A 20479-nucleotide genomic window follows, 5' to 3' on the forward strand; every position below is an offset into this window, starting at 1 on the left:
AAAAAATGTATGGAACATTTTGGCCTTGATGTCGAAGGTCACTGCCGCGTTTGCACCTGCTATGATTTCAAGAAAGTAGCTTCTTCGAGTTGGATTTTATTGGTTGGTAAATTGTTTCTGGACAGAAATGATTTAGAGCAGCATCTACCAATATTGAAATTGCAGATCACCTGCCCAGTGCCTTTGCAAGACGCTGCAAGTCCGTCCATGGAAGCTCTACTAAATCATCCATGATTTAGAAGCTTGCACGTCCCTTACAGATGCTCTGCTATCAAGCTCAATGTAGGCTCTAGCTTGGTTGTGGATATGAATTAGACACCTTATTCAAATTGAAGGCACAAGCTACTACAAGTCCCCGTTGGAAGTTGCCGTAGGGCATTGGAATAAATAGCGTGAGCCAGACATGGATGTCAGGCTAACTTTCGGGGGACAGGATGTTCCACCGAAAGTGTTAGCTATTTATCCATAAGCGCAAGGATCACAACTTCAATGGGGCGGCACGGGGATTCGGTAAAGGGGGGTTGCTGTTGACCTCCCTTTGCCTCGGGTGTGGGTGGAAAACCAGCGACTTTCTTCGGTCGCCAGACCGATATCCCCTGGGAATAGAATTCCGCGACTTTAGTTATTAGACGAAGTCTAAACACCTTATATAAACGCAGTTTGGCCACAACTCACAATGGGGCATAAGTGAGCGATGAACTCAGCCTAGAGTTACTCACAAAACCTCAATCGAAGAGAGAATCAACCAAGTGTAGGTGCGGCTGCGGACTTCGATGACATGGATGTCATCGCAGAGCCCACAAGGAGGTGCTTGCGGCGTTTCGCAGAAGTACCTGCATAAGAGCCCGCTGCAAGCGATAGATAATAATGAAGGTAAAGGCTATAAACAAACTACCCAATATCAAAATCGCCCAATGAACCCAGTAGAAAATGTAATCAGCCTTCACTCGAAGGCTAGCTACTTCCTTGAGCTGCGCAAAGCACGCTTCTTGGCTCGCTGTTTATGGGCATTTCGACCGCCTTTACGTGGCGTTTCGACAGGTTTGCTAAAGTCAGGTTCGAAACCTTCAAGCCATTGTTGTGGTAGCCGTTTATCGAGAATAACTTCTACCTCTTCCAGCAAATGCTCATCTTCGCGGCTTAGCAAGGTGATTGCCACTCCCTTATTACCCGCCCTCCCCGTCCGGCCAATGCGATGCACGTAATCTTCAGCTTTATAGGGCAACTCATAGTTCACTACATATTTAAGCTCAACAATATCAATACCACGCGCGGCAACATCGGTGGCCACCAGCACTCTGAGCTCGCCAAGCTTAAATTGCTGCAGAACCTTTTCACGCGCCCCTTGAGAAAGATCGCCATGAAAAGCTTGTGAGGTTATCCCCGCTTTCGTTAAGTTAGCAGCCAGTTTATCTGCAGCCACTTTTTTACGACTAAATATCAATACCTGCTCGAGCTTGCCTGCAGAGATAAGCTGAGTGATAAGCTCAAGCTTTCTATCGCTATCAACGGCATAAACTCTCTGCTCAATCTCAACCGCTGCCGCATTACGCTCCCCGACCTCAATCATCACAGGCTTACGTAGCAATGTTTTACTTAACTCATAGATAGACTCATCAAAGGTGGCTGAGAAAAGTAGAGTTTGACGAGATTGAGGAAGTTGTTTAACGAGCGCATCTATCTCATCTTTAAAGCCCATATCCAACATACGATCAGCTTCATCGAACACTAATAGCTCAAGCTCATCTAAAGTAAGACTTCCTCGCCTTAGATGATCCAGTAAACGTCCAGGCGTTGCGATTAAGATATCAACACCTTCAGATAAGGTCTTAGCTTGTGCTTCTATGCTCACACCGCCGTATACAAGTGCATTTGTCACTTGTGTTAGCCTTGCATACTGATTAAAGCTCCCATGCACCTGCAGAGCCAGCTCTCGAGTGGGGGTTAATACTAGGGCACGAATAGGTTTCCTTGCTGCGCTTTTTCCCTCAGTAGCTTGTTTACTCTCTAATTTATCGGTTAGCGACGCGGCGAGCTTTTGTATAATTGGTAGCGCAAAAGCGGCGGTCTTCCCTGAGCCTGTTTGCGCGCCAGCCATGATATCTTTCCCCTCCAATACAGCAGGGATCCCCTGTTGCTGAATAGGGGTTGGCTGTTGATAACCAAGTTCTGTAAGTGTCTGTAGCAGCTCAGGAATAAGCGAAAGAGAATCAAAGCCTTGCAAGGCTTGCTCTTGAGAGACTGAACGGGAAGAAGATAGCGCTTTATCAGAAGCAGACATGGAGCTGTGACACCTTAAATAGAACACAAAGAAACGATGGCGAATTTTATCACTCTTCTGCAGTCTTGGCAGAAACAATTTTAGTGAGCCCCTTTGTGTCTCGCTCACTAAAAGTTGGTCTAGCTATATCAATCGGTAAAAGCCGTTAATAGCTACTCATCCTCAACCCTAGCTAAAAAATCCTGCAGTGCAGCGACAGAGTCGGCGAGCAGTTCAACAAGCTGCAGATGCTGACTATCTTGGTAATCAGACTTCTCCAAGCCCTTACACAGGGCTGATAATGCTGTTAATCCCATGCTGGCACTACTGCCTTTAAGTGCATGCAGCAACTTATCAGTATCGGATCCAAAGAGTCCCAGCTTTTCAAGCTGAACCTGGCTTGTCTGTTTAAATAAATCAAGCATATCGAGCACAGCTTCCTTGCCAAGATATTCAAGATCTTGCCGTATTTGAGTCAGTTCGAGAAGCGATGGTGTATCCTCAATTACCGCCTCTTTTATCCTTGCAGGCTCCTTTCCCCTTGCAGCTTTAGCCTCAATTGAAACGGATGAATCTGTATTTGGTTTGCAGGCAACGCCAACCCAAGCTGCAAGAGACTGCATATTCAGCGGTTTACCTAACACAATATCAAAACCAACTTGCTGGTAATGGTAGAGATCATCTGACTGTATCTGGGCAGTAAAAGCGGCAATCGGTAACTGATGACTCGCTCGCTGATTAACAGCTCTCAGCTCGTTGAGTAGCTCAAAGCCTGAACCATCACCTAGCTGAATATCGAGCATTATGGCATCAAACTGTTCAGCGCTTTCGCTATTGTAGAGCACCCTTGCCTCTTCACAACTTCCAGCAAGCTCTGAGTCATGACCTAAATGCGCCAAAAAGCCCTGTGCAACCATGGCATTAACTTTATTATCCTCAATCACCAAAACTCGCTTTTTAACCACTTGCTGTAGTTGCTGAGCTTGTTCATCAAGAGCCTGTTGGCACTCAATTAATGGCACACTAAAGCCAAAGCAGCTGCCTTTGTCTACCTCACTGTTAACCCAAAGCGCAGCAGTCTTGTCACTCATATCTAATGTGTCATCATAGGGGTTACCGCTTAAGTTCATCAACTCCACCAGCTCTTTACTGATAGCAAGCCCTAGGCCAGTACCACGAGAGCGCCCTTGGTTTGGTTGAGCACTATAAGCCTTAAAGAGTTGCTGTTTAGCGTCATTACTGATCCCAACCCCAGTATCACTGACCTCAAAATAGAGCTTGTACTGATCAAATGACACCTTAAGCTTTACCTGGCCCTGAGGGGTAAACTTAATGGCATTACCAATAAGGTTAAATAGAACCTGACGCAACTTAGGGCCATCTAAACTCACCCAATCTGGAAGCTTAGGACTGTCGAGCACTAAACGTAAACCAGCAAGGCCTGCACCGGCCAACATGATAGCGACCACTTCATCGAGAAGATCATTAATAGCAACGGGGCGCGCTTCATTTGTCAGCTTGCCTTGCTCAAGTCGTGAAAAATCGAGAATATCGTTAAGTACAGTTTGCAGTAGAGTGCCACTATATTGTGACAGGGCTAGCATCTGTTTTTGCGCTACGGGCAGATCTGAATGCCCCAACAAAGTTAATGTGCCAAGTAGCCCATTGAGTGGCGTACGGATCTCATGACTCATGGTGGCCAAAAACAAAGATTTAGCCTGACTTGCCTCCTCGGCCATGGTTCTTGCTTGTGCATGTCCCTTCGCCTCTGCATCAAGTCGTTTATTCGCGACAGCAAGCTCCTGCGTTCGAGCCTCAACAGTGATCTCCAGTGCCGCTTTATGCTCAGTAAGTTCTGAAGCACTGCTTCTAAGCTCTGCTTGAAGCTTTTGATTATGAGCGGTTTTCTGTTTAAAGGCCTTTATTGCATTTGCCATAGCAGTGAGTTCATCATCACCATGAGAATTAATCGTCACATTGGTATCACCAAGGCTTAAGCGAGATAGGGCTTCAGATGCCTCATTAAGCCTTAGTGCAATGCCTTTATAGATCACTAGGTACATCACAGAGATAATGACTAAGAACATCAAAACCCCCGTACTCCACAGCCCCGTTTTAGCCCAGAAAAGCTGCTGCAGATAATCGCCTCTTGCCAGCTCTACCTGTTGCTGCTGGGTTGCCATCGCACTATCTAATGTTTGGTTTAGTCCAGCTAATTTATTAGACAGGGTATTGAGCTGCCTCTCCTGCTTGTTAAGTAGATGAATATAACCTTGTTGCAACGCTAAGCCATGAGACACCTTTCGTAGTACTGAAAACTCCTTAGAGACCTCCTCTGAACGAGCAGGATCCCTAATAAGCCCCTTAAGGAGTTCAAGTGCCATTAAGTCTATCTGAGGCCTCGCATTATTAAAGCTAGGGGCGTTCGGCGTTGAAGGAAGCTGATAGGTCGCAGGTAAACTTATCGTTGGCAACTGAGACATAGCACTGAGCAATGTAAGCAGCGCCCCCTCCTGTTCGGGTGACTGTAAAAGCTGGCCGATTAACGCGATGTTATGGATAAGCGTTAACGCTCGGTTTAGGCGCTCTTGTATATCTAAATCTTGCTCAATAACGGTATCGAGTAGATGGGCACTCTCAAGTTCACCAGCAACTTCTGGGTAAGCGAGACTCAACTTAGATAAAATAGCTGAATCGACAACGGCTAGCTCAGCTTCAAGCAGCTCAGTACTATAACTTGCCGATTCGACAAGATCTTTACCCAGCTGGGTGAGTTCACTGGCAACTTCTAAACGTTTACCCACCTGAACGCCAAGTGATGACAGCTCATGGATAATCTCACCAGCTGACAGCTCTAACTGATGGTCACTACGCACCTCTAAACGCTTCAATAAGCCAATGGCACTTAACAAGTTGGTGCTGTTTATCGACAGTGTTCTACCAATAAACTGACGCTGTGCCTCCTCTTCAACATTACCGAGAGCTTTGGCACTTTCAGCAAGCGCATTTGACGATTGCACCAACTCGCGAGCAGCTTGGGATGCCGGAAGCGCTTTATTATAAAGAAACTGATCCGCTTGCTTCACCCAGTAAAGACTCAAGCTACCTAGTGATACTAACAACAATAGTAGGAAGCCTAATAAGCAAAAAGAGAGCATTAGGCGTCCAACTAGGCTCTTTCCTGATAGTGTGAAGGGCATCTTTTTCCTTAAACTGATACTATTAGTCTTAATCAAAGACTCTTATGTCACTTTAAACTTCAGGCGACAATAATTTCTATGGCGCTCAAGCAACGTAATTTACGCTCAACTCCCTTGCTTATGAGGTATTTAACCATATTGTTCGTCACACTGCCTGTCCTTTTAGGCGGTGGTCTTGTCAACGCACAAAGCTGGCAAATAGAGCAGCGAACACCTTTCAATGTGAAGCTCCAACAAACAAAAACTGACAATTACCAACCATTGCAACATAGCCAGAAAAACTGGAAAGTGTGCGCACTTGTCCCACATCTTAAAGATGCTTACTGGATAGGCATAGATTATGGGTTAGTCGAACATGCCAAGACACTTAATATTACATTAGAGCTGTTTGAAGCTGGTAGCTATTACGGAAAAAAGAAGCAGCTAAAGCAGCTTTCTTACTGCATGCAGCAAGACTATGACGCCATTTTACTTGGCAGTGTTGCACCTAACCTACTATCAAAGTTTCAAGAGCCGATAACCAAACCCATTATAGCCTTGGTCAACAGAATCGATAGCCACAAAGTATCGAGCCGCGTTGGTGTGAACTGGTATCAAATGGGCTGGAATGCCGGTGACTATATCAGACGAGATGTAGAAGCAAGCCGTCAAAGCCAAGCCAATGTTGCCCTATTAACCGGGCCAGAAAAGCAGGGAGGCAGTGACTGGGTTGAGCTAGGAATAACGACAGCATTGCAGCAAAACCCCAAAATTAAAATATCTTCAATTCGCCATGCCGATAATAATCGCAACCTCTATCGCGACCAGCTTCACCACCTCCTCAACGATCAAACGCCCGATTATATTTTAGGTAGCGCAGTGGCAATTGAAGCCGCCATTGGAGAGCTGACTCATCGGCAAGCGCACGGTTCATTTGCCCCTCAATCGCTACAGGCTAAGCAAGTAGATAAATCGCGTTCACGCCCTGAAGTAAAACTTGTCAGCAGTTATCTCTCTCCTGCCGTTTTACGGGGTCTGTTCAGAAACAAAGTGGCTTATAGCTGTGATGATCTTGTCGTACTACAAGGCAAGCTTGCTATCGATGTCGTCGTAAGAGAGTTAGAAGGCGCTAAGGCTTTTGGCGACATTGGCCCAGCGATTCAAGGATTGGAGGGCGATGTATTGAAAAACTATCAACTCAGTGACAGTCTTGCGCCCGCCGATTTTTACCCTATATACCGAGTAGTGGGCGAAAAGAGATGATATACCTAGTCTTCAACTTTCGCTGAAAATAGATAGCCTTCACCATGAATTGTGGCAAACAGTTCTGGTGTAAGCTTGTTTCTTAGACGCCTAATAATCACATCGATAGTACGGTCGTTAACATCTTGGTTTCTATGGCTGGTTTGCTGCATTAAGCGCTCACGAGTAAGCACCTGCTGTGGGTGCAATGCAAACGCTGCGAGAAGCTCAAACTCCGCTTTAGTCAGCTTGATATGCTCATCATTATGGATAAGCTTACGGCTATTAAGCTCGAGGATGTAGCCCTCAAACTTAATGACGTCATCTTTCTCATCCATCTGCTCAACAATCGCCTTTTCAGCCTTCTTAACTAACGAGATCCGCCACAGTAAGTTTTTCACTCTGACCAATAACTCTCTAAGCTCAAAAGGCTTAGTGACATAATCATCGGCGCCCATCTCTAAGCCAATAATCTTATCTATTGCTTCATCACGGCCCGTCACTAATATGATACCGACATCGGAGCGACTACGTAGCTCTCTTGCTAAACTGAGCCCATCGACACCAGGTAGGTTAATATCTAACATCACCAGATCGATATGTTGCTTATCGAACTGATGCCACATCTGCTCACCATCTTCAGCTTCTATGACTCGGTAGCCCTCTTTCTCAAAGTAGCCTTTCAGTCTTGCCCTGATAACCGCTTCGTCATCAACAACCAGTACAGTACTTGTCAAAGAGTGTGTCATTGAATGTGCCATAGTGTCATGAGCTAATGCCCACTCCTAATGCTAAAGTCGATACATGTAATCGATGATAATAGGGATAGTGAATTGATGATAAAACTATCAACACCTGTATTATTCACATATTTACATATTTGCATATAAGCAAGTGTGAAAATATGAGAACTTGTCGGTATTTTCTGCATTAAACTCAATAAAAGCGTGCAGAATTTTTACACGCATTATAAGTTGGCATATGCTTATACCTATAAGGTAACTAGCATCATGCTAATTTATGGCTGACATTAACGACTAGCCACATGCTTTTTTGTAAATAAGAAGGAAGTGTTATGGACGAGAAACGACAGTTTGCACGGATCCTATTTGCGACAGGCGCCAAGCTGCAGCAGGACGATAAGGTGTGGAACACCAATATTCTGGATCTAAGCCTGAACGGTGCACTTGTCGATGAACCTGATGCTTTCTCCCCAAGCAACGCTGCCATCATCCTCAGTTTTACACTTCAGGGCTCAGATATTGAGGTGCAGATGGAAACAAGCTTAACTCATCATAAGGCGGGGCATTTAGGCTTAAAATGCTTACATATTGATGTCGATAGCATTAGTCACCTAAGACGAATGATTGAGCTCAATACGGGTGACTCTGCAATGCTTAACCGTGAGCTAGAACTGTTTGTAGAGGCACATGAAAAAGCATAAAGCGCATTAGGTATAACCTTCGAGCCCCATCATAATCAGAGCCGTCAATGCCGCTTATTCAAAGTAAACGATTGGCAGCTCTGGTATGCAAAGTATTAGTATAAACTACTCTTTGATTGCTGTTTCTAATGCTAGCTCAAGCATCTGATTAAAACTTGTTTGCCGCTCTTGTGGGCTCATCTCGCCCCCATTAATCATATGATCTGATACGGTCAAAATACTCAACGCCTTGACGCGGTTTTCTGCAGCTATTGCAAACAAGGCGGCGGACTCCATATCCAACGCAAGGATATTCATCTTCTGCAGCGCAGGCATTAAATTCTCAGGATCGTTATAAAAGAAATCGTTAGTAAAAATGCCACCATAACGTACAGGCGTCTTCAATGCTTCGGCAGTTTGCCAGCAGTTTTTTAATAACTCAAAATCAGGAACCGCAGCATAATCATACCCTGCAAATCGCGCCCTATTTGTGCCCGAGCCAGTAGATGCGGCATTAACGACAATAATATCTTTAAGGGAAAGGTCTTCAGCGACGCCGCCGCAACTGCCAACGCGGATCAATTTTTTAGCGCCATACTCATGGATCAACTCATGGGCATAGATAGAAACCGAAGGCACTCCCATACCGTGACCCATTACAGAGACTCTGACCCCTTTATAGTGACCCGTAAACGCCAACATATTTCTGACATCACTCACCTGCTTTGCATCTTGTAAAAATGTTTCCGCAATAAACTTTGCCCGCAAAGGATCGCCCGGCATTAATACGATTTCTGCAATCTCGCCTGGATTAGCGTTTATATGTGGAGTCATCTGAAAACCTCGTTCTGTATCGTTATTTCTGATAACTGATATCATATCGAGCTCAAGGTTAATATCTCAGGACAATTGTCTGGGTAGAAACCAGTCTTTGATTATGCGAGCACTAATACTAGAGCAGGAGCGGTAATGAAAACCATTGATTCACTCGCTGAACAAGGCTTTGAAATATTCTGTCGTCAAATTGAGCTACACGCCTTAAAAACAAAGCGATTTTTACCCGGTGAATACCTATTACACCAAGGCCAAGCAATCACAGAACTATTCTGGGTAGAAGCTGGAGAGTTTACGATAGGCTATACAGCCAATAATGGCAGAAGCTACAGTTTAGGCCTTAACTTTGTCGATCAGCATCTATTTGGCGAGGTGGAATACCTAACATCTAGCCCCTGCCAATTTAATGTAAAAGCCAGTAAAACAGTTGAAGCTCAAGTGCTGCCGATTAAGCTGATGACTGAGATACTAGAAAGTGACTCTAAAGTGGGGATCTGGCTTAGTCAGGCATTATCAAGCCGGTACCAAACAGGCATGACGATGACAATGAACCGCTTCCTTCATCCCCTCATCTATAATATCGCCTGGGATATTCATCAAAACTGTATCGGTGCAAAACCGGCGGTTAACTTCACTCATGTCTATAAAGAAGCTGAACGGTTCGGCTGCTCAGAACGGGTTTATAGCAGAGTCGTTAATCAACTTGTGGACATGGGATTAATCGAAAAGAGAGAAAATCAGCTGCAAGTGATAGATATCGACCAACTTTCACAGTTTTTAGAACTAAAATAATGTGATCTTGAGTGATTCACAGCACAGAAATAGCATGATGCTTGGCTAAGCTGCGCTGGATAACATCTCAAGCGATCCCGCCATGCTAACCTCTAAAATTGAAATATTGCTACTTTCACTCCAGTAGAAATGCAATCTACATAAGAGACTTAGAACAGTATAAAAGGGGTTTAAACCTAATGAAGAAAGTAATTTTAGCAGGCCTAGTTAGCTGCCTATTCGTCGGCTCTGCACATGCAGAATACCTTGAGCAAGATGTCGCTATTGGTATGGCAAGCTTGATGATCTGTAGTACTTTTTACAGTGAAAACGACATGTTAATTGAAGGCACAATTGTTGGCCAATCAGCGACATCTCATAGAAAGGCGGGCATTGAAGAGATGATGATGACCGTTGAAACTGGCGAAAACCTCGATAAGTATATAGCCGCATTCCAATCATCAAGCAAAGAGCAAAAGCTCAAAGTCTGTAACGAAGCAATAGAGTTTGCTCGAGTGAGTGACTTCGTCAAATAACTCTGCACCAACTGTTCATATCAGCCATTGAATGGCTGATATGAACGACGCCCTCCTCCAACTTTACTTTCCCTATATCGGCTCATAACCTCATCAGATTAAGTTCAACTATACTTTTTAGAGATCTCCGGACCTCAAGGATATAAGTTGTGCACTACCCCCTAACCACCGCCCTGCTTTACGTATTATTAACCTTACCTCTCCCAGCTTTGGCTGATAATTTAAGGTTGGCACTCATCCCAAAGGAGATAAATAACCCATTCTTTATTGCCACCGGCGAGGGTTGTAAAGTGGCGGCGGCTAAATTAGGCAATGTAGAGTGCATATTTAGAGGCAGCAGTAATATAGATGTCAGGTCACAGAATCGGCTAATTTCAGACCTGATTGATGAAGGGGTTGATGGCATTGCAGTTTCTGTCTCTCAATCTGAGTTTCTGGCGAGTCATAGTATCCAAAAAGCAATAAAGAGAGGTATCCCAGTTATTACCTATGATGCTGACTTTGACCGTGAAACTTTAGCTAAGTATCAAAACCTACGGCAGGCCTATGTGGGATCAGATGATTTCAAACTTGGAAAAGCGCTGGGCGAACAGTTAAAACAGCTTCGCCCCGAGGGGGGAGGAGTGATTATCCAAAGTGGTCGCCCTGATTCGCCAAATCTCAATCTTCGCATGATGGGAGTACGTTCAGCACTTTCAGGAAAGTCATATATCAACCCACCAGGTGAACGATTAAGCGGTGAAAATGGCTGGATTGAATCAAGTAAGCCGCTATACAATTTTGGACAATTCGATAACGCCTTAAGAGACCTAAAAGTCGTCCTAAATTCATACCAAGATAGAGAGATAGATGCATTTATCGCCGTTGGCGGTTGGCCTCAATTCATTGATGGCTACAGAGAGATAGTTGAGCCACACAAGACAAGCCTTCAACAAAAGGAGATCATCCTTCTCATCGCTGATACCGCCGAAATTCAACTTGAATACCTACAAGAGAATCTCGCCCACGGAAACATAGGCCAAGACCCTTTTGAGATGGGCAAGCAAGCCATAGTTACACTATATAAAATTATCAATCAGCAAGCGTATGAAAAAGAGATAACTATCCCTCTAACCTACTGTACTCCAGAGACAGTCTCTACCTGTGTGAGTCATTAGCTTCAAATGAAGTTTGGTGCATTTTCTATTGTTTCATTGAGTTTAATTCGTATTGGGATTTGTTTATGAAGGTCGTACTTTCAATGTAACCTAACGCCTGTCCGGCGAGGAATGTGCAGCTACTTCTGCGGCACGCTGTGAATATTTCCCTATACGCTCTGCGGCTTCATCTGACCCACATGGACGTGGGGAATGCAGAAAAATGTATGGAACATTTTTGGCCCTGAAGCCGAAGTCCGCAGCCGCATCTACACCCGTTTATCTATCTCTTCGATTGTTGTTTATAGGTAAATCTAGACGGAGTCTATAAAGACTTTTTTTCTTCGTGACCTCTGTGCCCTTCGTGGTGAATTACTTCAGTCCAAAAAGTAAGTTACTAACAGTAAACACAAGTCGAAGAGAAAAAGATTCACAGATAATGGGGTCAGAGAATAGGATCTAAGATACTTTTCTAATCAACATCAGATTAAATAAGAGTGGTCGCTCTAACACATTCATCTCCAAAATCGATTTAGAGAAAAGCAGCAAACTTCAATCGAAGAGATGAGTAATAAGGTGCAAGTGAGCACGAGGACTTCGGTTTCAAGGATGAAACCGCAGAGCGCCCAAGGATGGGTTCATAGCGTACCGAGAGATTACTTGCACTAAAGCCCGCTGCAGGCGATAGATAACAATACAATATTGGTATGCAGCATACTGCCAAATACCCACAAAACCAAATGAACCGAACTAAAAGGATATTTAACCAACTAATTATCAGACAAGTAAACAAGCTTTTGTTCAAAAGTGAGTGACTAACAGTGAACACAAATCAAAGATAAAAATACTCAGGTGTGAACGCGGCTGTGACATTCCGTGACAGGGATAGTGCTCGCGGCATGTCACAGAAGTGTTTGCACATGAGGTCACTCATTCACACCAGACCCACATGGATATAGGAAATGTCTTGAGATGCCGGGAGCATCTCTGACCTTGTGATAGTGACATTCGTAAATCCATTTTCAGCACCTGCTGCAGGCAATAAGTACCAATGCAACTTTGGTATTCAGCACACTCACCAAATACCAAAACCGACCAATGAACCAAACAAAAAAATCAACGAGTTAATTTATTAACTCTAGCAACTCATGGATAGTTCTAATCGGATGGATCTTTGCCCCTAAACCTTCCATCGATTTATGGTAGTTTCTAAACGGAATAAATACCTCACTGAAACCATGTTGTACCGCTTCCTTTACCCTAGGCACACCACTGTCTATTGGTCGCACATCACCGTTTAAACTGAGTTCGCCCATAATACAGGTCGTTCTAGGTACAACAAAATCATTTAAGCTACTAAGAAGCGCAGCCACTAAAGCGAGATCGATACAGGTTTCAGACTCATCAATTTTCAAACCACCAACTAAGTTAAAATAAGTGTCGTGAAATATTTTAGTCTTAGTATGCTTGCGCAAAATACCGGTCAGCATCTTAATACGGTTCATATTTAGTCCTACACAAACACGCTGGGGGAACTCCCCTTCTGTCTCTGTCGTTAGGCATTGGATCTCTAACAGAAGATTTCGGTTACCCTTGCGAATACAGGTAATTGCAGCACCTGGAGACTGAGTGGTCGAGCCGGATAAAAATATCTCACTGGGGTTATCGACACTCAACATACCACGCTCAGTCATTCTAAAAATACCTACGGTATCGACATCACCAAAACGGTTCTTGTTTGCTCTTAGTGTGCGCACTTGCCCATCGTTACACTCAAGGTGTGTAAGGCAATCTACAATATGAATTAAGGTCTGCGGGCCTGCGGTTTCATTGTTCTTATTAACATGAGCCACCAAGAACATGGTCACGTTATTTTGCTTGCAGTACTGAGTCAGCGCTTGAGCACTACTCTTAACTTGTGAGGGTGAGCCTGGGCTACCATTAGCCAAATCAGTGACAACCGCTTGAATCGAATCAATAACGGCAAATTTTACCTGCTTCGCCTCGAGTTCCTCGATAATGGCTTCAACGCTCGTTTCAGCCATTAAAAACAGATTATCTTCATTGCAGTTTAGCTTTAAACGGTTAACGCGATTCTTAAACTGCGACAGCGATTCCTCTGCAGTACAATAAAGCGAAGGCATCACCTGAGACATACGCGAAACGAGATCTGACAGTAAGGTGGTCTTACCCGCTCCAGGATCGCCAGAGATGATATTCACTGAACCTGTCGTCAGCCCTCCGCAAAGCACCCTGTCTAACTCACCGATACCCGTGAGCATTTTTTCGGCTTCAAACTCCTTAATTTCACTGAGTTTTTTAGAGCCGCCACCAACAGCCCCCGCATACCCAGATACAGAGATTTTGTTCGATTTAGCTGCGCCTAAGCGAACCTCAGTAATGGTGTTCCATTCATTACAGGCACTACACTGCCCCTGCCAACGTGGAAAGTCCTGGCCACACTCATTGCATACAAACGCTGTTTTATTCTTTGCCATAGCTCAATATAGATAAAGTGAAATTGGAGAAAGCGGGGCTGAACCTCGCTATAGTTTGAAATCGTATAACTCAATCGTACTCAATTGTGAGTTAAGTCTGCCCTCAAATACCCTGTGAGTAGATGAGAATAAACGGTGCTAAAGTTTATATAGTAATAATAAAGACTTAAATATGATATTTAGCTAAATTAACTATCAAGTAAACCCATAGCAAGCCGACATGATACTATTAACGGAAAGAGTTTTCAGCCAGTATAATTTTTGGTAATACAGACCGAGTACATAAGAAGAAGTGAGTAGATGAGTTTAGACGAACACAGTGCCTTAATTGAACAGCTAAAGCCCCTACTGATGGAGCCTGAATTTCAGGAGCTATTTGAAAAGCTGACTTCAAATGAATCAAACTCAACCCGTTTTCTTCTGAAAATGGAGCTTAATCGCATCTCCTCTCCCTGTACACGCATTATCGATTTAAGAGACAAATCTGAACTGCCTTGTGAAGAGGTTATTCACGGTAAACAACATCACTATTTAGATCAGCCTGCCAAAGAGAGCTTTTTGGAGTCTGTCGCCCTTTATCAAAATCAGTATACCTTAGGTGCCTATGAGCATGTCATCGAAGGCCATAAGCAAAGAAAGCTAAAGCTTAGAGACTCTGATAAAGGTCAAGATGACAGTTTATTAGACCCATATATGGCTAAAGGTGTTGTTTTAGGAAGCTACTTTAACCGCAGTGAAGAGCGTATGAATTACAGCATACGTATCTCGGTATTGCAGCCCTCAAGAGCTGAGGTTCAGGGGATCACCGTAGACCTTTCTGTTGGCGGCGCAAGAATTAGACTCCCCTTAACACATCATTTTGACCTTGATAAACCGATAAGGGTTAAGTTATTAGAGCTAGGCGAAGAGTATTACTACGAAGACCTTCAGCAGGGCGTTGATTATGAGATTATGGATGCTGAAACAAACCATGAATACTGCTGGATGCGCCTTAAGCGTGTCGGAGGCTCTGAACAACTCTCAGAGATGCTTGCTAACCTCATTAAAGGCTATAAGTTTAGATATAAAGTCGATATTAATGATGTACTCGTTGCAGCGACAGGTCTGGGCTTCGAGCGCCACTATTTACCACACCTCCCCCATTTGCCCCTGTATTTAGAAAACAATGAAGGCAAGTACCAACTTAGCCACAAACTACTGAGTAGAGACAATCAACACCTACAGCAGTATTTTCAAGATGAAAGAGATGTCAGTCAGCTCTCTGGGATGTTAACAGATGCCAGACTCACAACCATCTTCAATCACCCTGAAAATAAAGACCATAGCTTGTTCTTTTGCTTTACCTTTCATACTCAAGGGCACACCTATTTTTACTCAGCCACACTAGCTGAGCTAAAGCAACGAGAGCTGCAAGGGTTATTTTTTAATTTTGGTGCCAGTAAACCTTCATGGAAAATCTTTAAACTAGCCCATCACCAGATTGACCATCAGAAATCCTATAAAGCATCAAGATTGCCTGGCGATGATACTAGCTACAGTGCGCTGACAGAGGCGCAACTCAAGCGCTTTACCCACGTATTGCAGCTGATGGACTTAACCACTGAAGATGCTCAACAAAACTATCTGACTTGGGCTAACCAATCAGATCTGAAGGCCAATGAGCTAAAGGTGTTTGGCCAGCAAAAAGTAAAATCAAACCCAACTAAGCTCATTTCATTGCAGTTTAGTGAGCGCCGAAATGAGGCAAGATACTCATTTAAAACCCCAGTGATCTTAAGGCAAGGTAAAGTCATGGCGACAGGCATGACCCATGATATCTCCAGCAAAGGGTTACAGGTAAATTTAGAGGAGGGAACACCTTTTGATAGAACCGCTCCTATTCATCTTGAGTTGCCTAAGCTGCAACAAATAGCCGGTAAAGTAAAACTCGACCACCTGCCCTATCGCTTAATCAAGTCGAGAAAAAAGGGCGTGACACACCATATCGCAGCTGTAATGGGTCATACGCCTCATGTTGGTGTTGAGTTTATCAATAAATTAATCATTCACAATCGTGACAAACTAGAGAAAGTCACTGAAGCGAACAGTGATAAGAAAGAACTTGCCGATGGTTTAAAAAACCTGCTAATGAGGCACTTAGACTCCGTCCCCTTCTTTATTGAGAAGACAGCTAAAAGTGCAAAAATCTCAACCTTAGGGGTCAGCACACATAAGAATATTATTACTGATATCTTTGCCGCTTCTGCAACACAAGCACTGGAATATAATCTAGAGGCGATGCTAAAAGACGGTCGCTTGAAAAGTGAATTTATAGAGCCTGTTAAAGCATTAAAACCACAAGATGGGCTTGAGTATTTCGAGCTGTACCTACAGGTTTCAAGGCAGTCCCAAGGACAAGTTAAAGTCAAATGTATCCAACCTAGTGAGATTGGCGATATCAATGCTAGGCAGCACTTTATCCATCAAAGTAACAACCTTGGACGATTTATGGCGCTTAGGGTCTACAGGGGGGCAACAGGAAAACCTGATCTGAGCTATATTCGCCGTGAAGTGGAATATATAGCCATACACGCCAATCATAAATCGAAGAAGCTTGAGGAGCTGCTTTGGCGGATCATAGGTGTAGGTGAGCTGCTAGATATCACTGAAGAGGTGAAGTTAAGATACCCTAACCTGCACGAGGATGAGCTCAATCTAGCTGCAGATGCCAGTTAGCAATATCACCACTGATTCCAGCTGGAAAATGGTTCCAGCATCACTCAAGCTAAAAACTGTTACAGAGCCACTCTAGTTAACAGCGATTACAGAGTAATGAGGCGATAGCTTACAAGGTTTGATACCACTGTTTTACCTCTGGAAAGTGGTCGTTAGCCGCATCTTTATGAGTCAGCATCTCTGCATGACCATAATTATGCTTATAGCCTTGAGCTTCTGAGAGTAAGGTAAATTTACAATCTGAGAACTGGCATTCTTGGATCATTCGAACGACATCATCGGGATGACCAAGTACCTCATCACCAAGTCCAGCTATAAACCAGGCTTTTGGCCACTTTCCCAGCTCAGCAACACTGACTGCTGAGCAAGCATAATCAAAACCATCATCAGAATCTATCCACTCGCCACGAACCCAATCTATACTCTGAGCCAAGGAAGCACGGCTCTCATTATCCATACCCATTCGCCAGCGAACGGCATCGAGATACCCGTGAGACCAAGCTATAGCAGGTGCTAATCGGTTCCAACCGATATCGACCATCAACCATTTTTTTAAAGATTTCACCTTAATACGGCGCTTAGTTCCAAACGTTAGCAAGGAGGCTACGCTATCTTGAAACAAGGGATACCTCGCTATAGCACTTGCCATCAACACGCCTCCCCAGGAATGTCCGCACCAATGAACTTTGGAAACATTAAGATGTAGTGAGAGAATAAAATGTTGAATTAATGGCAGCTGTTCGCGGATAACATGTCCTTGACCAAGCCCTGAGCCACGCTGCAATTTGGGCAGGCTAAGACCACGGCCATCGATATCGAGCACATAAACAACAAAACCCGACTCAGCCAGAAAACAGGCTAAACCTTTACCTGTCTCACTATAAAACACCCGACCATTAGACATGGCTCCGTGCAACATCAAAATGGGCGGTTTAGACATGTCAGCATTGATTGGTTTTATCTGTCTCAGATGCAGCTTGCCACCTTGATAGGGGATATATAATGAGTCTTGTTCGATAGCCACAGCGTTAAGTCTTTATCGTTATTTTTCTATTAAACTACGGAGTCAGTTCAATAATAACAAGGGCTAAAACGAGTGAGAGTCATAGGTGAAATTGAGTAAAACAGCATAAACCGTGAAGGCCCTGTTTTTAAGGCTTTAATACTCATGTTTTAAACATTAATTTAAAACTAATTTTTTGCTAAGGTTAAAAATAGTTTTAAGAGCACAAGAGAAGAGCGCTGAAGAGACTGCGAGAGAACTTGATAATAAGAGCAATTAAATAGTGACGGCAGAGCGACTTGGACTAAGTATTTTCACTTAAAAAAGCTGAAAGTCACCTCCCAGCTTATCCCAGTCTAAAACGACATTCGCTCAGCCAAAGTCACTGTCAGTCTAGCACTAATAGGAAAGGTAACGCCTTTAGGTTCAGTTTACTAATAGCAACGTCCGCAGCTTGCTCTAGCTTGGGCTTAGGATGATAAGCAATGCCATAATCTGCCGTTTCAATCATGGGGATATCGTTGGCACCGTCACCGATTGCCAGCCTTTGACCTTCAGCAATACCCCACTCTTTTGCGCATTTAAGCACGGTATCGGCTTTAAACTGCGCGTCGACAACTTGACCGCTAACAGTACCACTCAAGGTACCGTTCTCAATCACAAGTTCGTTAGCGAAAGCTGCATCTAATCCAAGTAACTGCTTTAAATGGCCAACAAACGGGGTAAATCCACCTGAAGCGACAACGAGTTTCCAGCCATAAGACTGTAATACGTTAACGGACTCAACTAAGCCCGGCATTAAAGGTAACTCATTACATAAGGTCTGAATAATCGCTTCATCGGCACCTTTTAGCTGCGCGACTCGAGCGCGAAGACTCTCTTCGAAATCAAGCTCACCTTGCATGGCACGCTCAGTCACCTCGGCAACGGCATCACCCACACCCGCCATAACAGCAAGCTCATCAATACATTCGATTTCAATGGCAGTTGAGTCCATATCCATCACTAACAGACCAGGCTGGTTGAGCCGAGCTTGCTTATTGGATATTGCGAACGTCTCGACACCTTCAACAGAAGAGATGAGTTGCAACTGTGTCAAGCTAAGCGGAGAATCACAGCATACCTCAACACACAATAAACCAGTATCGCGCTCGATAATCGCCAAACTTAAATCTTGATTTAACTGACCAATAGCCACTGACAAAGCAGCTTGTTGATTGGGACTTTGATAGACACAACGTAAGCGTGTCACATAACCATCGGCAGTTTCTTCCCGGTGTTTAGACAAAGTCTTACCTTGGTATTGAAATGGGTTACTTTTAACATCGGCCAACCATGAAAACAGCAATGTATGACTCAGACTTTCCATTAGTAATGCTTCTCCAACTACCGGGTAAGGCCATAATCAATTATGATTAGGTAAACCCTTCAAAAATACAGGTATATAGTGTTTTTTATTAAAGGTCTGAAAAAGAGCCATAGAATTAGCAGGCTAGTGCAGATGGCAATTGCACTCACATTAGCAGTGGGTCTTATCCAGTTATGGGAAACTAGCCTACTACAAGGGCAGCAGCTTCTAAAGTCCCAAACTGAAAAGATGGCCAGATTACTGGTCCAACAAACGGCTTATGGCGCCGCACCAGCACTGCAATTACAAAATGATGAACAGCTCCAATGGCTAGCCAGTGCGCTTGTCTTGGACCCTAAAGTCATGTCTGCCAGCATTTTTAGTGAAGATGGGCAAAGGTTAGCGTATGCACAAAGTGTATCAGAAGAGGAGCTAGAGCCTGAATCTGAAGAGTTAAAAGCGCTGCTTGACCGTTATCCACCCTATGTAGAATCAGTGAGCCAAGATGGCACTAACTTAGGGTTTATAGAGGTAAGGCTAGAGCCTAGGCTTTTCTTTAATGAAATTAAAGAGGCTCATCAGATCCACATGGAACAGCAACAGATGATGCTTATCATCGCAGGACTGATAGGTATGTTACTTTCACGCTCTTTGTCATTTAAACGCGCTGATTTCGACAGACGTAAGACTCGAGTAAAGAAAAGAAAAAATAGAGAAGCTAAAGAAAGTAATGAAACTAAAGAGTGAGCAATAGTTATTTTGAAGGATAAAAAAATGCACCAATAACTTGGTGCATTTTTCTTGAAGCTTAAAATTTACAGATTACAGAGTAATTGCAGCTTCTAGAGTCATCTCAATCATTTCGTTGAAAGTGGTTTGACGCTCATCAGAAGAGGTCTTTTCACCAGTACGGATATGATCAGATACAGTACAAACACACAGTGCTTTTGCACCGAACTCTTTAGCTACGCCGTAAAGGCCAGCAGCTTCCATTTCGACACCTAGTACGTCCATCTTCTCCATAACGTCAAACATCTCTGGGTCTGGCGTGTAGAAAAGATCTGCAGAGAATACGTTACCTACGCGGTACTTAGTCCCTTTAGCATCAGCTGCTTTAACAACAGCGCTTAGCAGGCCGTAATCAGCAATTGCTGCGAAGTCTTGGCCTTTAAAACGAAGACGGTTTACTTGTGAATCAGTACAAGCACCCATACCGATCAATACGTCACGAACTTTAACGTCAGTGCTTACTGCGCCACAAGTTCCAACGCGGATAAGGTTCTTAACGCCGTAATCTTTAATGAGCTCAGTTGCATAGATAGACGCTGAAGGGATACCCATTCCAGAACCCATAACTGAAATACGCACACCTTTGTAAGTACCAGTGAAACCAAACATGTTACGAACATCAGTGACTTGCTCAACGTTCTCTAGGAAAGTCTCAGCAATGTACTTAGCACGTAATGGATCGCCTGGAAAAAGTACTGTATCTGCAAAAGCACCGTCTACTGCATTAATATGTGGTGTAGCCATC

15 protein-coding genes are annotated in these 20479 nt (G+C 43.9%); 7 read left to right on the forward strand and 8 right to left on the reverse strand.

Annotated elements, in window-relative coordinates; genetic code table 11:
• Positions 1-958: 958 nt before the first annotated feature.
• Positions 959-2281, reverse strand: a complete 1323-nt coding sequence (locus tag BM736_RS12840) for a DEAD/DEAH box helicase (RefSeq protein WP_083700145.1) — start codon at positions 2279-2281, stop codon at positions 959-961.
• A 152-nt stretch (positions 2282-2433) separates the two neighbouring features.
• Complete coding sequence (gene torS / locus BM736_RS12845; RefSeq protein WP_076412743.1) at positions 2434-5460, reverse strand: TMAO reductase system sensor histidine kinase/response regulator TorS; 3027 nt, start codon at positions 5458-5460, stop codon at positions 2434-2436.
• 78 nt (positions 5461-5538) lie between these two features.
• On the opposite strand from torS, the gene torT reads away from it, so the two are divergent.
• Positions 5539-6702, forward strand: coding sequence for a TMAO reductase system periplasmic protein TorT (torT, locus tag BM736_RS12850; RefSeq protein WP_083700148.1), 1164 nt, complete (start codon positions 5539-5541; stop codon positions 6700-6702).
• Positions 6703-6707: 5 nt separating this feature from the next.
• Here the strand turns inward: torT and torR are convergent, their stop codons facing one another.
• A complete protein-coding gene (gene torR / locus BM736_RS12855; RefSeq protein WP_143562395.1) occupies positions 6708-7418 on the reverse strand; it encodes a two-component system response regulator TorR in 711 nt (236 codons plus the stop codon).
• 338 nt (positions 7419-7756) lie between these two features.
• On the opposite strand from torR, the gene BM736_RS12860 reads away from it, so the two are divergent.
• Complete coding sequence (locus BM736_RS12860; RefSeq protein ID WP_076412746.1) at positions 7757-8125, forward strand: PilZ domain-containing protein; 369 nt, start codon at positions 7757-7759, stop codon at positions 8123-8125.
• A 105-nt stretch (positions 8126-8230) separates the two neighbouring features.
• On the opposite strand, the gene deoD (BM736_RS12865) is transcribed toward BM736_RS12860, so the two are convergent.
• On the reverse strand, positions 8231-8938 hold the full coding sequence (gene deoD / locus BM736_RS12865) for a purine-nucleoside phosphorylase (protein ID WP_076413035.1): 708 nt from the start codon (positions 8936-8938) through the stop codon (positions 8231-8233).
• Positions 8939-9073: 135 nt separating this feature from the next.
• Here deoD (BM736_RS12865) and BM736_RS12870 point away from each other — a divergent pair, with 135 nt between their 5' ends.
• The 3 genes from BM736_RS12870 to BM736_RS12880 all read left to right on the forward strand — a co-directional run bounded on the left by BM736_RS12870 (position 9074) and on the right by BM736_RS12880 (position 11402).
• Complete coding sequence (locus BM736_RS12870) at positions 9074-9730, forward strand: Crp/Fnr family transcriptional regulator (RefSeq protein ID WP_076412747.1); 657 nt, start codon at positions 9074-9076, stop codon at positions 9728-9730.
• Positions 9731-9909: 179 nt separating this feature from the next.
• On the forward strand, positions 9910-10245 hold the full coding sequence (locus BM736_RS12875) for a hypothetical protein (protein WP_076412748.1): 336 nt from the start codon (positions 9910-9912) through the stop codon (positions 10243-10245).
• A gap of 149 nt (positions 10246-10394) precedes the next feature.
• Entirely contained in the window at positions 10395-11402 is a 1008-nt protein-coding gene (locus tag BM736_RS12880; protein ID WP_076412751.1) for a substrate-binding domain-containing protein, read from the forward strand.
• Positions 11403-12505: 1103 nt separating this feature from the next.
• Here the strand turns inward: BM736_RS12880 and radA are convergent.
• Complete coding sequence (gene radA / locus BM736_RS12885; protein WP_076412753.1) at positions 12506-13879, reverse strand: DNA repair protein RadA; 1374 nt, start codon at positions 13877-13879, stop codon at positions 12506-12508.
• A gap of 300 nt (positions 13880-14179) precedes the next feature.
• Here radA and BM736_RS12890 point away from each other — a divergent pair, with 300 nt between their 5' ends.
• A complete protein-coding gene (locus tag BM736_RS12890; RefSeq protein ID WP_076412756.1) occupies positions 14180-16594 on the forward strand; it encodes a PilZ domain-containing protein in 2415 nt (804 codons plus the stop codon).
• 109 nt (positions 16595-16703) lie between these two features.
• Here the strand turns inward: BM736_RS12890 and BM736_RS12895 are convergent, their stop codons facing one another.
• Positions 16704-17618 carry an alpha/beta fold hydrolase gene (locus BM736_RS12895; protein WP_076412758.1) on the reverse strand — a complete coding sequence of 305 codons (915 nt, stop codon included), beginning with the start codon at positions 17616-17618 and terminating at the stop codon, positions 16704-16706.
• 367 nt (positions 17619-17985) lie between these two features.
• Entirely contained in the window at positions 17986-18966 is a 981-nt protein-coding gene (gene serB / locus BM736_RS12900) for a phosphoserine phosphatase SerB (RefSeq protein WP_076412760.1), read from the reverse strand.
• Positions 18967-19044: 78 nt separating this feature from the next.
• Here serB and BM736_RS12905 point away from each other — a divergent pair, with 78 nt between their 5' ends.
• The gene (locus BM736_RS12905; RefSeq protein WP_076412762.1) at positions 19045-19692 is read left to right on the forward strand and encodes an AhpA/YtjB family protein; all 648 of its coding nucleotides are present in this window, start codon (positions 19045-19047) and stop codon (positions 19690-19692) included.
• 75 nt (positions 19693-19767) lie between these two features.
• Here BM736_RS12905 and deoD (BM736_RS12910) read toward each other — a convergent pair whose 3' ends face one another.
• Positions 19768-20478 (reverse strand): purine-nucleoside phosphorylase, encoded by a 711-nt coding sequence (deoD, locus tag BM736_RS12910; protein ID WP_076412764.1) that lies wholly within the window; start codon positions 20476-20478, stop codon positions 19768-19770.
• Between the last annotated feature and the right edge of the window lies 1 nt (position 20479).

Source organism: Shewanella sp. UCD-KL12, from assembly GCF_001957125.1.
Taxonomy (GTDB): Bacteria; Pseudomonadota; Gammaproteobacteria; order Enterobacterales; family Shewanellaceae; genus Shewanella.